The organism is Bacillus sp. FSL K6-1338 (assembly GCF_038006965.1).
In the GTDB taxonomy this organism is placed as follows: Bacteria; Bacillota; Bacilli; order Bacillales; family Bacillaceae_G; genus Bacillus_A; species Bacillus_A thuringiensis_S.
Genome location: NZ_JBBOWI010000001.1, coordinates 5,170,600 through 5,185,286, shown reverse-complemented (window position 1 = coordinate 5,185,286; position 14,687 = coordinate 5,170,600). Strand labels below are relative to the sequence as shown.

Genomic DNA, 14,687 nt, shown 5'->3' with positions numbered 1-14,687 from the left:
ATGTATACAGCAGGACATATGGACAAAGAATTAGGTGGTTGAAGAAATGAAAATTTTACTGATCATGGAAGAGGCAGAAGAGAGAAGAGAGTTAGCTGAAAATTTCACTGAAAATATGAGAAATGTAGAATGTTTTGAAGCAAAGACAGGAACAGAATCTTTATTTATGATGAAAAAACATATACCAGACTTTGTTTTTTTAAGTTCCAAATTACTAGATGGTACTGGTTTTGAATATGCAAGTTTATTACGAGAAATAAATTGCTATACAAAATTTATTTTTGTAGGTGAAAACATAGAGGAATCTATTACAGCTTTTCGTTTCCAAGCATTTTATTATTTATTACGACCATTTCGTGAAGAAGATTTACAATTTCTTTTATATAAAATAGGTAAAGAACAAGGTGAGAAAGCAAAGAGTTATTTGCGGAAACTACCGATAGAAAGTCAAGAGGGTATACGATATATTCTTCCAGAAGATATCGTATATGTAAGTAAAAATAAAGAAAATAAAACTGTTTCAATTTACACAACGAATAATCAGTATATTTCAACATATACACTTCAGGAATTAGAAAATAAGCTAAATGCATATGATTTTTTACGTGTGCATAAAAGCTATTTAATTAATATGTCATATGTAAAAGAACTGAAACCTTATTATAATGGCACGTATAATTTGTATTTAGATAGGTATGATGAGTAACCGATTCCAGTCAGTCGTAATTATGTAAAACGCCTTCGAAATAACATTGAATTATAGTAGGTAATGAGAGTATTTTAACATGATAAACTGAAAATCCTTCATGATAGGGAGGATTCAAGTTAAATATTCAGAAAATTTAGTACAATCTCCACTAAGAAATAGTATTGGGGGAATTGTATGTGAAGACATTGAAATCGATTTTACTTTGGGGCGTTATTACAGCAGTAGAAGCAGGGGCTTTTGGGGTAATAGCTTTATCACAAGGTGAAACCATTAATGCTGTATGGCTCTTAGTAGCTGCTGTATGTGTATATGCAGTTGCTTATCGCTTTTATAGTAGATTTATAGCGAGAAAGGTTTTTAATTTAGATGATAATCGTCAAACACCAGCCCATACATTAAACGATGGGAAAGACTATGTTCCAACAAATAAGTGGGTATTGTTTGGACATCACTTTGCAGCGATTGCTGGGGCGGGACCTTTAGTAGGACCGATTTTAGCAGCACAAATGGGATATTTACCAGGGACCATTTGGATTATTGTTGGGGTAGTTGTTGCGGGGGCTGTCCAAGATTTTGTCATTTTATTTGCTTCGATGAGACGTAATGGTAAATCGTTAGGAGAAATGATTAAGGATGAGATTGGGCCTGTTACAGGACTAATTGCAATGATAGGTATTTTAGGAATTATGATTATTTTATTAGCAGTATTAGCGTTAGTCGTAGTAAAGGCACTGATTGGAAGTCCTTGGGGAATGTTTACGATAGCAGCAACGATTCCCATCGCTATTTTAATGGGAGTTTACATGCGCTATATTAGGCCTGGTCGTGTTGGAGAAGGGTCAGTAATTGGTATTATCCTACTTATTTTATCTCTTATTGGAGGACAGTATGTAGCAGAAAATCCAACACTTGCAAGTATGTTCACATTTAGTGGCGAAACAATTGCTATTATGCTTATTGTATATGGATTTATTGCATCTGCATTACCAGTTTGGATGTTATTAGCACCACGTGATTATTTAAGTACATTTTTAAAAGTTGGAACAATTGTTGGATTGGCGATTGGTATTTTAATTGTAGCACCTGATTTACAAATGCCAGCAGTTTCGCAATTTATTGATGGAACAGGTCCTGTTTTCTCCGGTAATTTATTCCCGTTCTTATTTATTACGATTGCCTGTGGTGCAGTCTCTGGATTCCATGCTCTTGTTTCATCAGGTACGACGCCAAAAATGATTGAACAAGAGGGACATGCACAGCCAATTGGTTACGGAGCAATGTTAATGGAGTCGTTTGTAGCTGCGATGGCAATGATTGCAGCTTGTGTATTAACACCAGGAACTTATTTTGCGATTAATAGTCCGGCAGCACTTATTGGTACGGATGTATCGCAGGCAGCTCAAGTTATTTCTTCATGGGGATTTGCTATTACACCAAATGAACTAAAAGAACTTGCTGTAAATGTTGGAGAGCAAACAATTTTATCACGTACAGGTGGCGCACCAACGTTAGCGATAGGTATGGCATATATTTTCTCACAAGTAATAGGTGGAACGGCGATGATGGCATTCTGGTATCATTTTGCTATTCTCTTTGAAGCCCTATTTATTTTAACAACGATTGACGCAGGAACGCGTGTAGGACGATTTATGATTCAAGATATTTTAGGGCATGTATATAAGCCGTTTGCGAAAACAGATTCTACATTAGCAAATGTAATAGCTACAACGTTATGTGTATTAGGATGGGGTTATTTTTTGTACCAAGGGGTAGTAGATCCGCTTGGTGGAATTAATACATTATGGCCACTTTTCGGTATTGCAAATCAAATGTTAGCAGGTATTGCATTATTACTTGGAACGACAATTTTGTTCAAAATGGGGAAAAAGGCATATGTTTGGGTGACACTTATTCCAACTGTTGGATTGCTTATTGTAACGATGACGGCGGGTTATCAAAAGCTATTTCATGAAAACCCTAAAATAGGATTTCTATCTCATGCAAAGGTGTTCCAGGGAGCATTAGATGAGGGGAAAGTGTTAGCACCAGCTAAAAATGTTGCTCAAATGAAGCAAATTATTTTCAATGATTATATTGATGCAGCGCTTTGCGGGATTTTTATGATAGTTGTAATCGCTGTATTAATTTCTGCAATTCGAATTTGGATTCAAGTATTAAGAAATAAGCCGATGCTGCTAAAAGAGGCAGCATATATTTCTAGAGATGAAAGTGAGTCGAGGAACTATTATGCTTAAACGACTACGGAAAGTATGGGGGGAAAGAAAACGCTTTATTAGTTTGCTCGTTGGGGTACCAAGTTATGAAGTATATGTGGAGCATATGAAAAAGCATCATCCTGAAGAAGAGGTTGTATGTCAAAAGCAATTTTTTGCTGAGGCACAAGAAGCAAGATTTAATGCAAAGGGTGGAAAAATATCACGCTGTTGTTAATGAAGAAGGGCGAGTTTTCGCCCTTTTTATTTTTTTGCTGTTTCACGTGGAACAGCAAAAAATAAACAAAAAACTTTGGGAATTATAGGGATTTCGTATACAATAAAGTGGGGAAGGGGATAGATGGAAAAGTAGGGAGATTATTTTATGTTAAGGGACTTATTTGTAAATACAACAATTATTCTTTCCTTTATTTTTGTTGGAGGTCAGCTTTTAAGAGATAGGCCGTTAAAAGAAGAGTTTTCTCTTTGGCAGAAATGTGTAGTAGGTATTCTTACTGGAATATTAGGTATATTACTAATGTATTTCGGTGTTCATGTTGGTACCATCCTATTGGATTTGCGCTACTTAGCTGTTATTTTAGCTGTTATAATTGGAGGCCCGATAGCGAGTACTATAGCTGTTAGTATGATTTTAGTAACTAGGTTATTATTTATGGATTATTCATTAGCTTCTCAAGTAGCTTTTTATACAATTATTGCGATAGGAGTAGGTAGTATCTTTATTTCGCGTCTAAATATCTCTCTAGGAGAAAAGTGGGCATGGTTACATACATATATTTTATCTATTCTAATCCCCTCACTATATATATGGTTAATTAAAGATATTAACATAGTAGGATTATATTTAATTTCTAGTATTATTACAGGCTACATAACATTCATAAGTGCAAATTACGTTTTACAATCCAATGAGTTATTCCAAACGATGAAGCAATACGCAACGGTAGACGCATTGACAGGTCTAGGAAACGTAAGACAGTTTGATTTAGAGATGAATCGTCATATTAGTAATAAGAACATGAAAAATGATTTGCTTTGTTTACTACTTATAGATATTGACCACTTTAAGTATGTAAATGATACGTACGGGCATCCTGCAGGGGACGAAGTGTTAAAACAAGTAGGATGTATTTTACGAGAAACTTCACAATTTCCAGATTTGGCTTTTCGAAAGGGTGGAGAGGAGTTTGCGCTTTTGATACCGAATAAGGGATTAGCTTACGGAATTCGTATGGGCGAGCAAATTCGTATAGCTGTTGAAAGTCACCCATTTCAATTGTTAGATGGAACAAAAATAAAAATTACGGTTTCGGTAGGGGTTTCAGAGTATGAAGGGTCATCAGAGCAATTTATTCAAGCGGCGGATGATGCGTTATACTACTCGAAACGAAATGGTAGAAATAAGGTCAGCTCTGCATCTTAAAGATAAGATGACCAGAAGACATAAAGCTTATAAAAAACACTCACAGAGGCAATGTATGAACCTTGTGAGTGTTTTTATTTATATATTAGACAAGTTCTTTTGATACAACGAATTTACGATATGCACCATGGTGAGTCGGACCTACGTATTCGTTAATTTTGAATGAGTAACGAATAGCAGCTGTGATGAATTCTTTAGCAGTTTTTACTGCTTCTTTCACAGGTTTTCCTTTTGCAAGTTCTGCTGTAATTGCAGCAGAATATGTACAACCTGCACCGTGTGTATTGGTTGTATCGATTTTTTCTGATTCTAGAAGATCGAATGTTTCTCCATCATATAGGACGTCGATTGCAGTTTCCGTACCAAGTTTGCTTCCACCTTTAATTAGTACGTATTTGGCACCTAAAGCGTGGATTTTCTTCGCTGCTTCTTTCATGTCCTCAAGAGAATTAATTTTCACACCGCTTAATTGGTAAGCTTCAAATAAGTTTGGTGTTACAACTAATGCCTTTGGCACAAGAACGTCACGTAAGCAATCGTTCGTTTCAGGATGTAATGCTTCATCTGCACCTTTACATACCATAACAGGGTCAACTACTACATTTTTGAAATTGTGCTTTTCGATTGTTTCTGCAACCAGTTCAATAATTTCTACTGATCCAAGCATACCTGTTTTTAAAGCGTCTACGCCAACACCTTCAATTGTTGTTTCTAATTGTGGTTTTAATGTAGAAGCTGGGATTGGAAATACGTTATGTGCCCAACCGTTATGTGGATCCATCGTTACGATTGTTGTAAGAGATGTCATTCCGTATACGCCAAGTTCTTGGAATGTTTTTAAATCTGCTTGTATACCAGCACCGCCACTTGTGTCAGAACCAGCGATAGTAAGTGCTTTATTTAATGTCATTATGAAAGCCCCCTCAAGTGATATAATGAAAACTATGTTTTCACCATTATATCAATGTTACGAATAAGTACAAAGTGAAAAGTAGATGATTTATTTTAAGAGCTATTTAAAATCTTGTATGCAGGAGACTGATTATGTTTCGAGATAATCGTACAAATGAATTAGTTATATTAAAGGAAATTGCAGAAACATTAAATACATCAAATGATACATATCATGTATTGCAAGCAGTACTAGAAAAATTGCTCAGTGTAACAGGTTTAACGACAGGCTGGATTTTTCTTGCGGATGAAAATGGGAAGTATACGAAGGTGATCGATTACCAGTTACCAGAGGCACTTACATATGAAAATAAACGCCCGATGTGTGAAGGTGAGTGTTGGTGTTTACGCGGCTTCGTAGATGGGAAATTAGAGAGAGCCGTTAATATTATTGAATGTAAAAGAATTAATAATGCAATTGAATATAATTGGGGAGATACAGAAGGAATTCTTCATCATGCTACGGTTCCTTTAAAGGCTGGAGGAGAGAAATTTGGTGTTTTAAATGTAGCTAGCCCAGGTAAAACACATTTTTCGGAAGAAGAATTAGTATTGCTCCAATCAGTTGCTTTCCAAATCGGGACAGCTTTAAAGCGAACAAAATTATATGAAAATGAAAAGCGAAGAGCACATTACTATGTGAAATTGGAGCGGTTTATTCAAGCTTTAAAAACGATTCATAAGTTTAATGTATTATCTGAAAAGGTGGTAAATCACGTAGGTGAAGTATTTCAGTGGAATCAAGTGGCGTTTTTTATTAGGGAAGAAATAGAGTTATCTTTGCGAGCTTCTTATGGGCAGGAAGAGTTACAAGAGGATGTAAAAGAAGCGGCAAAGAAGGCGTTAGAACAAGGTGAGCTAGCTCTATTAAAACGTGTAAATGGAGTTGTTATTGCTACGCCAATACATATTCAAAATCATATATTTGGTGTTTTATGTGTTAGTTTAAATAATGGAGAATTTGATGTTAATACAATAGATATAATTCAAGCGTTATCGAATCACGTTTCATTAATAATAGAGAATCTAAGATTAAACGAACAGCGCCGTGAACTCGTACGACTGGAAGAAAGAAACCGATTAGCAAGGGATTTACATGATTCTGTTTCGCAAAAATTATTTTCATTAACCTTTATGACAAAAGGGGCTGAGGCCGTTTTAAAAGGTCAAAATGAAAAGGTTGACCAATCTTTGCATGAGATGCGGGAACTAGCGCAAGGAGCTTTAAAGGAAATGAGAACATTAATTTGGCAGCTTCGTCCGGCAGGATTAGAAAAAGGTTTATTACCAGCTTTAAAGCAGTACGGTGAAAACTTGGGACTGAAAATTCGGGAACAAGTTACAGGTGTTCGTGATTTACCGCGTGTAGTAGAGGAAGCGTTATGGAGAATTGGACAAGAAGCTTTGAATAACGTAAGTAAACATGCGAATGTCAGAGAATCAACGATTTATTTCAAAGTGACAGAGAAGAATGTATCATTAGAAATAGTCGATCAAGGAAACGGCTTTGTAGAAAAGGATATAAAAGAGAAGAAATCACTCGGCATGACTACGATGCGTGAAAGAGTAGAATTAGTTGGTGGAACAATTAAAATTGTAAGTAGTAAGAAGCGAACGAGCGTAAAAGTAAATGTACCATTATGATGTGAAAATGAGGGAAGTTTGTGAAAATAAAAGTATTGTTAGTCGATGATCATACAGTCGTTTTAAAAGGATTAGCATTTTTCTTAAGTACACAGGAAGATTTAACGTTAGTTGGAGAAGCAAATAATGGGAAAGAAGCGTTAGTGAAAGTAGGGGAGACGAATCCAGATGTTGTATTAATGGATTTATATATGCCCGAAATGGATGGTGTCGAGGCGACGGCGTGCATCAAAAAAGAATATCCGAATGTGAAAGTAATTGTATTAACTAGCTTTTCTGATCAGGCGCATGTTTTACCAGCGTTAAGGGCGGGGGCAAGTGGGTATATTTTAAAAGATGTAGAACCGGATCAGCTTGTTGAAGCTATTCGAAGCGCATATAAAGGTAATATTCAATTACATCCGGATATAGCAAATACTCTTCTCTCTCAAACACTACCTGTGGAAGAAAAGGAAGAAGAACCTTCTATTCAAGTGGATGTGCTAACGGCGAGAGAAAATGAAGTGCTGCAGCTATTAGCGAAAGGGATGAGTAATAAAGAGATCGCTTCTGTTTTAGTTATTACAGAAAAAACGGTAAAAGCTCATGTAAGTAGTATTTTGAGTAAGTTGAATTTATCTGATCGCACGCAAGCGGCGTTATATGCAGTGAAAAATGGAATTGTATAAGACAAAAGTCGTAAGACCTAGTTCGCCTTTAGAAGGTGGACTTTTTTTATGGAAAAATACGTCTATGTGAGGACGAAAATGTATTGATATAAAGATAAAATATGTTTGTAAGCAACAAAACAACAATTACAAGGGATACCTTTTTTGAAAGCATATAACAACATAAGAGTGAGTACTAGGAGGAAGAAATAATGGCAACAGTTTTATTTGTTAAAGCAAACAACCGTCCAGCGGAACAAGCAGTTAGTGTAAAATTATATGAGGCATTTTTAGCGAACTATAAAGAAGCACACCCAAATGATACAGTAGTAGAACTTGATTTATATAAAGAAGAATTACCATATGTAGGTGTAGACATGATCAATGGTACATTTAAGGCAGGTAAAGGATTTGATTTAACAGAAGAAGAGGCAAAAGCAGTAGCAGTTGCTGATAAGTATTTAAATCAATTTCTAGAAGCTGATAAAATTGTTTTCGGCTTCCCATTATGGAACTTAACGATTCCAGCAGTGTTACACACATATATTGATTATTTAAACCGTGCTGGTAAAACGTTCAAATATACACCAGAAGGTCCAGTTGGTTTAATTGGAGATAAGAAGATTGCATTATTAAACGCGCGCGGCGGCGTATATTCAGAAGGTCCAGCAGCTGAGGTAGAAATGGCTGTTAAATATGTAGCAAGCATGATGGGCTTCTTCGGTGCAACAAACATGGAAACAGTAGTTATTGAAGGACATAACCAATTCCCAGATAAAGCAGAAGAAATCATTGCTGCAGGTCTTGAAGAAGCAGCTAAAGTAGCAAGTAAATTTTAATTTAAATTATAATCGTCACTCAAAGAAACAGCATTAACGTTTATGTTAATGCTGTTTCTTTATATTTTCAGCTCGTCAGCAAGCTTTTCTAATGTATTTCGATCTTGTATATAATATGTTCGGCCTTCTTTTTTTAAATAATTTTGTTGGCAAAATTGGTTTAATACATATAAAAGATGACGATAGCTGACATTTAAGTATTCTGCAGCCTCAGTATGCTTTTCTATATAACAATTATTTTGTTCTGTTAATAAAATAAAAGCAGCTAATCGATTTTCGAAAGGATAACTATAGTTTTTTGCGTAATTTTCAGTGCGAGTAATTGTCTTTTCTCCAATAAATTTGCATAAGTGCTGTAAAAATGTTGCATCTTGTAATAAAAGTTGCTGACAATCTTTAAGAGGAAGTGCTAAACAAACACAATCTTCTAGTACTTCAACGGACTTGGTGATATTTTCTACTCCTATTAATCCTAATTCCCCGATAAAAGATGGTGCTTGAATAAAATTAATTAATGAAACTTTCCCGTTTTTATGATTCATATATATTTTTGCTTTCCCAGAAATTAAGTAATAGAGATAAGGGAGGGCGTTTCCTTCGCTACATATCATCTCTTTCGTTTGAAAAGAATGCAGCTCTACATATGGCAAGACATGAAATGAAAATAGGGTATGGAATTGATGGATTCGCATGTATTGATAAATTTCTTCTTCATTTTTGCTGATTTTCATATTTTCACCCCTATTTATAGTATGAGATATCTCCTATTATCTTTACAAGAAGGAATGATACGATTTATGTAAATTTGTTTTTGTAGAAAAGAGGGTGTGATGAATTTATGAAAAAATATAAAACATTGCTATTTGATGTAGATGATACATTATTAGATTTCCAAAAGGCTGAAAAAGTAGCTTTACAGGTGCTTTTTGAAGAGAAGGGAATCCCTTTAACAGAGGAGATAGAGGCTCGTTATAAAAAAATAAATAAAGGTCTTTGGAATGCTTTTGAAAAAGGTGAACTATCACGTAATGAAGTTGTAAATAAACGATTCTCTATGTTGTTTAAAGAGTATGGAGAAGAAGTAGACGGTATATTATTCGAAAATAATTATCGTAGCTACTTAGAAGAAGGAAATCAACTCATGCAAGGTGCGTTTGAATTTATAAATCAAATTCAAGGGGAGTATGAGTTGTATATAGTGACAAATGGTGTTTCTAAGACGCAAGATAAACGTTTGCGTAATGCAGGGTTACATTCATTATTTAAAGGTGTTTTTGTTTCGGAAGATACAGGTTTTCAAAAGCCGATGAAAGAGTATTTTGATTATGTTTTTGAACGGATTCCTAACTTTGCACCTGAAGAAGGGCTGATTATTGGGGATTCATTAAGTGCCGATATTAAAGGTGGATATGTAGCGGGAATTGATACTTGTTGGTTTAATCCAGAAAGGAAATTAAATGATAGTGGGATTATACCGACATATGAAGTGCATAATTTTGAAGAATTATACGCTCTATTAAAACAGTTTGTTTAATGAAAATAGATGATTGGGGTTTATTTTACATGAATCATTTTTTCTAAAGGTCTTTTTCGAGTTAGTATGGAATATATTTCTTTTGTTGCTTTATATGAAATTGTTAATATTTATTTTAGAACATTCAGAAAAACTGTTTGACATTAGGAAATTATTGCTATAAAATCAACGGTAATTGCATAGTCTTATCAAGAAAAGGTGGAGGGACAGGCCCGATGAAACCTTGGCAACAGCCGTATAACGGAATTGTGCCAAATCCTGCAGGTAGTAATCCTGAGAGATAAGAAAGAGCCTTTAGAGCGTGTTTTCAAACTGCTCCTTTCTTGTTTTCAGGAAAGGGGCAGTTTTTTATTTTGTATAAAAGAAAGGAGAATGAGAGATGGGAGAATCATGGGGAAAAGGAACGATTTGTGTGCAAGGTGGCTATACGCCAAAGAATGGTGAACCACGTGTTTTACCACTTTATCAAAGTACAACGTATAAATACGATACTTCGGATGATTTAGCAGCCCTATTTAACTTAGAGGCAGAAGGATATATTTATACGCGTATTGGAAACCCTACTCTAGCTGCATTTGAGCAGAAGTTATCAGATTTAGAAGGCGGGGTAGGAGCTGTTGCAACGGCTTCTGGGCAAGCGGCTATTATGCTCGCAGTTTTAAATATTTGTAGTAGTGGAGACCATTTACTTTGCTCTTCAACTGTTTACGGGGGAACGTTTAATTTATTTGGGGTGAGTTTACGTAAGCTTGGCATTGATGTTACGTTCTTTAATCCCAATTTAACGGCAGATGAAATTGCGGCACTTGCTAACGATAAGACGAAGCTCATTTATGCAGAATCATTAGGAAATCCAGCGATGAACGTTTTGAATTTTAAAGAATTTTCAGATGCAGCGAAAGAGTTAGAAGTGCCTTTTATCGTGGATAATACATTAGCAACTCCTTATTTATGCCAAGCATTTGAGCACGGAGCAAATATTATCGTTCATTCTACGACGAAATATATTGATGGTCATGCAAGCTCTTTAGGCGGCATTGTCATTGACGGAGGGAACTTCGATTGGACAAATGGGAAATATCCTGAACTTGTTGAACCGGATCCAAGTTATCACGGCGTAAGTTACGTTCAAAATTTTGGTGCAGCAGCTTATATTGTGAAGGCGCGTGTTCAATTATTAAGGGACTACGGAAACTGTATGAGCCCATTCAATGCGTATATTAGCAATATCGGCTTAGAAACGCTGCATTTAAGAATGGAGCGTCATAGTGAAAATGCTCTCGTAGTTGCTAAGTGGCTTGCTAACCATGAACGTATTGAATGGGTGAATTATCCTGGATTAGATAGCAATGAAAATTACTCATTAGCACAAACGTATTTGAAAAAAGGTGCTAGTGGTGTTTTAACATTCGGCATTAAGGGCGGATTAGAAGCGGCGAAAGAATTTATCGCAAATGTAAAACTAGCAACTCTTGTAACGCATGTAGCGGATGCACGAACTTGCGTTATACATCCTGCTAGCACAACGCATAGACAATTAAGTGCTGAAGATCAGCGTCTAGCTGGCGTTACATCAGATTTAATTCGTTTATCTGTTGGCATAGAAGATGTTTCTGATATTATTGCAGATTTAGAAGCGGCGCTAGTCGGAGGCAAAGAACATGCCGATCATAATTGATAAAGATTTACCAGCTCGCAAAGTGTTGCAGAAGGAAAATATATTTGTAATGACGAAGGAGCGAGCAGAAACACAAGATATTCGGGCATTGAAAATTGCTATCTTAAATTTAATGCCTACAAAGCAAGAAACAGAAGCGCAATTACTTCGTTTAATTGGCAACACACCGTTGCAATTAGATGTTCATTTGCTTCATATGGAATCACATTTCTCTCGCAATGTAGCGCAGGACCATTTAATGAGCTTTTATAAAACATTTCGTGATATTGAAAATGAAAAATTTGACGGGCTCATTATAACAGGAGCACCAGTTGAAACTCTTTCTTTTGAAGAGGTAGATTATTGGGAAGAGCTTAAACGTATTATGGAGTATTCAAAAACGAATGTAACATCTACGCTCCATATTTGCTGGGGGGCACAGGCTGGCTTGTATTATCATTATGGTGTTCCAAAGTATCCTCTTAAGGAAAAAATGTTCGGTGTATTTGAACATGAAGTTTGCGAGCAACATGTGAAATTGTTACAAGGGTTTGATGAATTGTTTTTTGCTCCCCATTCTCGTCATACAGAAGTACGAGAGAGTGATATTAGAGAGGTGACAGACTTAACATTATTAGCAAATTCTGAGGAAGCGGGTGTTCACCTGGTCATTGGGCAAGAAGGAAGGCAAGTGTTTGCCCTTGGGCATAGTGAATATAGTTGTGATACGTTAAAGCAAGAATACGAACGAGATCGTGACAAGGGATTAAATATTGATGTGCCAAAAAACTATTTTAAACATAATAATCCAGATGAAAAGCCCCTTGTTAGGTGGAGGAGTCATGGGAATTTATTGTTTTCTAATTGGTTGAATTATTACGTGTATCAAGAAACCCCTTATATATTGTAAAGAAAGATTGTGTAACACGTGGCAACGTTTTCCTTGTAAAGATTAACCTTTATTTTTCCGAATGTTCGAAATACATTGTTTTTCAGATTTTTTATTCATATAATTTCATCTAAACACAATTTTTGAGGGGTGGACAGTACTATGAAAGAAATTCAAGTTGGTTTATTAGGTCTTGGGACAGTTGGGAGTGGTGTAGTTCGTATTATTACGGATCATCAAGAAAGACTCATACACCAAGTAGGTTGTCCAGTGAAGGTAACGAAAGTATTAGTGCAAAACATTGAGAAAGAGAGAGAAGTAGAGGTACCTTCTACTCTATTAACACAAGATGCAAATGAAATTTTAGATAATCCAAATATTGATGTTGTCATCGAAGTAATGGGTGGCATTGATGATGCAAAATTATATATTTTACAAGCTTTAAAAAGCGGAAAGCATGTTGTAACTGCAAATAAAGACTTAATGGCATTACATGGAGCTGAATTATTAGCGACAGCAAAAGATAATAAAACTGATCTCTTCTATGAAGCGAGTGTGGCAGGGGGAATTCCAATTCTACGCAGTATTGTAGAAGGACTCTCTTCAGATCTTATTACGAAAGTCATGGGAATTGTAAATGGAACGACAAATTTTATTTTGACGAAAATGTCAGACGAAGGGAGAGCATATAACGACGTGTTAAAAGAAGCCCAACAACTTGGATTTGCAGAAGCAGATCCAACATCAGATGTAGAAGGTTTAGATGCAGCAAGAAAAATGACGATTTTAGCTACTCTCGGTTTCTCTACAAATGTAGAGCTTGGAGATGTGAACGTAAAAGGAATTACCTCTATTACAGAGGAAGATATTGAATACAGTAAGAGCTTAGGTTATACAATTAAATTAATCGGTCTTGCAAAACGAGATGGTGAAAAATTGGAGGTTACGGTTGAACCAACTTTACTTCCAAATACACACCCTCTTGCGGCAGTACAAAATGAATATAACGCTGTGTATGTGTACGGTGAAGCAGTTGGGGAAACGATGTTTTATGGACCAGGGGCAGGAAGTTTACCGACAGCGACAGCTGTTGTTTCGGATTTAGTTGCTGTAATGCAAAATATTAGATTAGGGGTAACAGGAAATAGTGCTGTAGTCCCACAGTATCAAAAAGTATTAAAAGAGCCAGACGAAATAGTCGTGAAAAAGTTTTTAAGACTGCATGTAAAAGACGAAATTGGTGTATTTGCAAAAATTACTTCATTGTTCTCTGAGCGCGGAGTTAGCTTTGAGAAAATTATTCAAATGCCGCTTGAAGAGAAAGGAAAGGCTGAAATTGTAATTGTAACGCATCGTGCGTCTCTTGCTGATTATGATTATATTCTACATACGTTGCAAGGGTATGAAGAAATAGATTGTTTGAAAGCGAACTATCGAATTGAAGGGGATGCTAAGTAGTATCTCTTACCATAAAACAGAAAGAGCCTATTAAGCAGCTTGCTTAATAGGTTCTTTTCTATTTAAAATCTGTGTACCAACTTGAATAAATGCTTGGATAATCCAGCCTGTTGTAAAGGATAAGATGATGGTTCCAAAATAGATAGGTCCATCTAATAAAAAGCTTAAAGTTAAAAATAAAAAGGCTAATGAAATCTCTGTTCTTCTAAACGTCCATTTTTTCTTCTCAGCAACGGTTAAAACGAAAGCTTCTTGAGGCGCTGCGCAAAGGTTTGTAGAGACGTAAAGACCAATTCCAGCTCCAACGAATAGATTTCCGCAAATAAGTGTTATATATTTTGGAAGAGAGCGGATAGCGTCCATAATAGTTATAATGGAACCAATCCAATCAACAAAAAGAGAAATAAGAACCATCGTTACAATTGTACCGATTGTAATTTGTTTTTTATTCCAAAAGAGTACGATAAGTGTAAAGGCAAAGTTAATCATGAAAATCCAAAAACCAATACTTATCCCAAAATTTTGATATAGTGCAATAAAGAAGGAATCATAAGGGCTAAGTCCAAAGGAAGTAATTGTCGTCATCATATTAATACCGATGGCAAGAATGAGTAAACCGCCAATGAAAAATATATATTCTAATTTGAATCGAAGCATAGTTGTATATCCTTTCTAAATGTATTTGCTAGGAAAGGATATATT

Annotated in this window: 14 protein-coding genes and 1 riboswitch; of the genes, 11 read left to right on the top strand and 3 right to left on the bottom strand. The window is 35.7% G+C overall.

The genetic code is table 11. The features are described 5' to 3' along the window. Nucleotides 1-46 precede the first annotated feature (46 nt). The 4 genes from NZ044_RS26675 to NZ044_RS26660 all read left to right on the top strand — a co-directional run bounded on the left by NZ044_RS26675 (nt 47) and on the right by NZ044_RS26660 (nt 4,366). Nucleotides 47-706, top strand: a complete 660-nt coding sequence (locus NZ044_RS26675) for a LytR/AlgR family response regulator transcription factor (RefSeq protein ID WP_340950050.1) — start codon at nt 47-49, stop codon at nt 704-706. A 179-nt stretch (nt 707-885) separates the two neighbouring features. Further along, nucleotides 886-2,964: a carbon starvation protein CstA gene (gene cstA / locus NZ044_RS26670; protein WP_340950049.1), complete on the top strand. Its 2,079-nt coding sequence runs from the start codon at nt 886-888 to the stop codon at nt 2,962-2,964. Continuing rightward, on the top strand, nt 2,957-3,160 hold the full coding sequence (locus NZ044_RS26665; protein WP_000919819.1) for a YbdD/YjiX family protein: 204 nt from the start codon (nt 2,957-2,959) through the stop codon (nt 3,158-3,160). The genes cstA and NZ044_RS26665 overlap by 8 nt, the downstream gene beginning before the upstream one ends. Before the next feature lie 147 nt (nt 3,161-3,307). Beyond that, the gene (locus NZ044_RS26660) at nt 3,308-4,366 is read left to right on the top strand and encodes a GGDEF domain-containing protein (RefSeq protein WP_000942919.1); all 1,059 of its coding nucleotides are present in this window, start codon (nt 3,308-3,310) and stop codon (nt 4,364-4,366) included. Between the two features lie 85 nt (nt 4,367-4,451). Here NZ044_RS26660 and pdxK read toward each other — a convergent pair whose 3' ends face one another. Further along, entirely contained in the window at nt 4,452-5,276 is an 825-nt protein-coding gene (gene pdxK / locus NZ044_RS26655) for a pyridoxine/pyridoxal/pyridoxamine kinase (RefSeq protein ID WP_086398004.1), read from the bottom strand. Between the two features lie 134 nt (nt 5,277-5,410). Here pdxK and NZ044_RS26650 point away from each other — a divergent pair, with 134 nt between their 5' ends. From NZ044_RS26650 to NZ044_RS26640, 3 genes are all read left to right on the top strand, one after another. Continuing rightward, nucleotides 5,411-6,961 (top strand): GAF domain-containing sensor histidine kinase, encoded by a 1,551-nt coding sequence (locus tag NZ044_RS26650; protein ID WP_000488152.1) that lies wholly within the window; start codon nt 5,411-5,413, stop codon nt 6,959-6,961. A gap of 20 nt (nt 6,962-6,981) precedes the next feature. Continuing rightward, the gene (locus tag NZ044_RS26645; protein ID WP_000695816.1) at nt 6,982-7,629 is read left to right on the top strand and encodes a response regulator; all 648 of its coding nucleotides are present in this window, start codon (nt 6,982-6,984) and stop codon (nt 7,627-7,629) included. Nucleotides 7,630-7,820: 191 nt separating this feature from the next. Beyond that, complete coding sequence (locus NZ044_RS26640; RefSeq protein WP_000246718.1) at nt 7,821-8,447, top strand: FMN-dependent NADH-azoreductase; 627 nt, start codon at nt 7,821-7,823, stop codon at nt 8,445-8,447. Nucleotides 8,448-8,506: 59 nt separating this feature from the next. Here NZ044_RS26640 and NZ044_RS26635 read toward each other — a convergent pair whose 3' ends face one another. Beyond that, nucleotides 8,507-9,178 (bottom strand): transcriptional regulator YeiL, encoded by a 672-nt coding sequence (locus NZ044_RS26635; protein ID WP_000703316.1) that lies wholly within the window; start codon nt 9,176-9,178, stop codon nt 8,507-8,509. Between the two features lie 107 nt (nt 9,179-9,285). Between NZ044_RS26635 and NZ044_RS26630 the strand changes: the two genes are divergently transcribed. From NZ044_RS26630 to NZ044_RS26615, 4 genes are all read left to right on the top strand, one after another. Continuing rightward, entirely contained in the window at nt 9,286-9,981 is a 696-nt protein-coding gene (locus NZ044_RS26630; RefSeq protein WP_000760177.1) for a YjjG family noncanonical pyrimidine nucleotidase, read from the top strand. Between the two features lie 182 nt (nt 9,982-10,163). Then, nucleotides 10,164-10,268: riboswitch (SAM riboswitch) on the top strand. A 92-nt stretch (nt 10,269-10,360) separates the two neighbouring features. Continuing rightward, complete coding sequence (locus NZ044_RS26625; RefSeq protein WP_000504772.1) at nt 10,361-11,659, top strand: bifunctional O-acetylhomoserine aminocarboxypropyltransferase/cysteine synthase; 1,299 nt, start codon at nt 10,361-10,363, stop codon at nt 11,657-11,659. Then, a complete protein-coding gene (gene metA, locus NZ044_RS26620; RefSeq protein WP_001121542.1) occupies nt 11,643-12,548 on the top strand; it encodes a homoserine O-acetyltransferase MetA in 906 nt (301 codons plus the stop codon). Before NZ044_RS26625 ends, metA begins: the two co-directional genes overlap by 17 nt. A gap of 141 nt (nt 12,549-12,689) precedes the next feature. Continuing rightward, on the top strand, nt 12,690-13,985 hold the full coding sequence (locus tag NZ044_RS26615; protein ID WP_000659105.1) for a homoserine dehydrogenase: 1,296 nt from the start codon (nt 12,690-12,692) through the stop codon (nt 13,983-13,985). Nucleotides 13,986-14,015: 30 nt separating this feature from the next. On the opposite strand, the gene NZ044_RS26610 is transcribed toward NZ044_RS26615, so the two are convergent. Continuing rightward, nucleotides 14,016-14,642, bottom strand: coding sequence for a YczE/YyaS/YitT family protein (locus NZ044_RS26610; protein WP_000943409.1), 627 nt, complete (start codon nt 14,640-14,642; stop codon nt 14,016-14,018). Between the last annotated feature and the right edge of the window lie 45 nt (nt 14,643-14,687).